This window comes from Streptomyces sp. NPDC054932 (genome assembly GCF_053610205.1).
Map to the genome: position 1 here is coordinate 1 of NZ_JBSGXU010000370.1, position 2,457 is coordinate 2,457.

Consider the following 2,457-nt stretch of genomic DNA (forward strand, 5'->3'; position numbering starts at 1 on the left):
GGATGCCGTCGGCGACGCACCGATCGGGGGAGAAGTCGAGGGGGAACGGCGCCGTCGCCCACTCTCCGCGCAGCCGGCCGCCGAATCCCTGCCCGCGTGTGCTCAGCCGGGCGAGGAAGTGCTGCAACACCTGCTCCGCACGGCCTTCGTATCCGGGACGGAACAGCGCGACGCCCACGTTCGCTTCCGACGCGCCCGTCGGGTTGATCCAGCCGAACGACGGCAACAGGTCCCGGCCCGCGATGTCGTCCAGGGGCAGGAAGGCCTCCTGGAGATCCCGCAGGCCGTCGAGACCGGTCAGATAGCCGCGGACACCGACACCGACGCCGAGGTCGCCCTCGGGCAGCAGACCGACCGCGCGCGCCAGCGGGGACCGTGCACCATCGGCGGCGACGACCACGGCCGCCCGGACGTCGATGGCGCGGCCCTCACGGCGCACCCGTACCCCGACGACCCGACCGCCCTCGACGATCGGGGCCGTGACCGCGGCGTCCTCCCAGAGCTCGGCGCCGACCGCCACGGCGCGGAGGGCCACGGCCTGGTCGAGCACGACGCGCGGCACCACGAGGCCGTGGCTGTCCGTGCCCGGGTAGGCGTCGTAGACGAAGTCGCGCCGGCCACGGCCGCGCATGTGGACTCGCGCGCCCCGCATCCGTTCCGTATGGGGCAGTGAGTCGAGGACGCCCATCGCGGCGAGGATCCGGACCGCGCGCTGCGTCAGCGCATCGCCGCACGCCTTGTCCCGCGGGAAGTGCTGTGCCTCGAGCAGCAGGACCCGGCGGCCCCGGACCGCGAGATGGTAGGCGGCAGCGCAGCCCGCGGGCCCCGCGCCGACCACCACGGCGTCGTAGAGATTTCGCACGTTCATCGCATTCGGCTCGCGATACGTCGGGGCATGTCGGCGAGGGCGTCGCGGCCGGGGAAGTCCGGGAGCCCGGCGAGTGCGGTGGCGGCGCGGTCGGTGTGCGTGCGCACGAGTTCGCGCGTCAGGTCCACGGTGCCGCTCAGACGCACCAGCCCCGCCGCTTCGGCCGCCTCCCGTTCGGTGAGGTTCTCGTGGCGCAGCAGTGCCGCCAGCCGCCCGCTCGGGTTCTGGCGCAGCGCGAGGAGGACCGAGTACGAGAACACGCCGGCTCGGAGGTCGGTACCCGTCGGCTTGCCCAGACTGGCCGGGTCTCCGACGAGGTCGAGCAGGTCGTCGGTGAGCTGGAACGCGATCCCCAATTGCTGTCCGAAGCGGAACAGAGCGTCTGCATGGCCGGGATCGCATTCGGCCAGCTCCGCGCCCAGCCGGCAGGGCAACCCGAACAGCGTGGCCGTCTTCATGCGGATGATCTCGAGATGCTCGTCGACGGCCAGCTCCGTGTCGTACACGTGCTCGGTCTCACGGAGTTGGCCGCTGCACAACGTGAACGCCGCTTCCGTCACCGCCGACACCGCCTCGTGCGGCAGGTGTGCCAGCTCGGCCATCGCGCACGCGAGCACGTGCGTACCCGTCGTGGCGGCATGTGTGTTGCCCCACCGGGAGTTCGCGCTGGGGGCTCCGCGTCTCGTCGCCGCACCGTCCATCACGTCGTCGTGCAGCAGCGATCCGACGTGCATGAGTTCGATGGCGGCGGCGGCATGGACGAGCAGCGTTTCGTCGGCCTCGCCGAGGCTCGCGGCGAGGAACAACAGCTGCGGGCGCAGCCGCTTGCCGCCGTGGCGGATCAATCCGCCGGCGATCCGGCCCAGATCCGCGTCCTGCACGGTCACCGCCTCGTGCAGGACGTCGTCGAGCCGCGCGGCCCACCCGTTGTCGAGGGAGAGCGGCAAGGTCTCAGAGGAATTCATCGCACAGCTCGTCGAGCTGCGTGCGCAGCCTTGCCGATCCGAAGGCGAGTTCGGCGAACCGGACGAAGAAGCCGTAGCCGTTGTGCAGGTCGCCGGCCGCAGCCCGGACGATGACGTCTCCCCGGAAGTACGCCTGAAGTGGCGTGAGGCGGCCGGCCGCGATCAACTGGGCGGCCTCCCGGTACACCGCGCCGTGCATCATCTCCCCGGATCCCAGCCCGGGCTCGATGACGACGTCGCCACCGCCGACGCGGACGTTGATCCGGCCGAAGCCGAGCACGGCCACGTTGGCCTCGCGGCCGTCGAACTCGCTCACCATCTCCCGGAACTCCACCGGGTTTTCGGTCTTGAAGTCCCTGACCCCGCTCCGCACCGCGCCCGCCAGTGTTCTGTCGTTGTCGGTGACGCTTGCTGCTCGGGGCGCGAATTCGTCGGGCACGGGACGTCTCTCCTCATGGGCGGTGGCGGTTTCCGACCGGTGGTGTGGTGCGCCGTCACGGCGGCGCCGGCGTGGCGTTGACCGCCGCGAGCGCGTCGACCCTGCCGTACCAGACGAGCGGGATCGGTCCCGGCGTGGTCGTGACGATGAGTGTCTTGACCCTGCCGGGGGTGATGTCGGGGTTC

Annotated in this window: 3 protein-coding genes; all 3 read right to left on the reverse strand. The window is 71.5% G+C overall.

Translation table 11 applies throughout. The annotated features are described in order from the left end of the window. Positions 1–868: FAD-dependent oxidoreductase (locus ACWGE1_RS40825; protein ID WP_453425532.1), on the reverse strand; the 868-nt coding region annotated here is incomplete at its 3' end. Then, complete coding sequence (locus tag ACWGE1_RS40830; RefSeq protein ID WP_453425533.1) at positions 865–1,833, reverse strand: polyprenyl synthetase family protein; 969 nt, start codon at positions 1,831–1,833, stop codon at positions 865–867. The genes ACWGE1_RS40825 and ACWGE1_RS40830, both read right to left, overlap by 4 nt. Beyond that, entirely contained in the window at positions 1,820–2,272 is a 453-nt protein-coding gene (locus ACWGE1_RS40835; protein ID WP_453425534.1) for a hypothetical protein, read from the reverse strand. Before ACWGE1_RS40835 ends, ACWGE1_RS40830 begins: the two co-directional genes overlap by 14 nt. Positions 2,273–2,457: the final 185 nt, after the last annotated feature.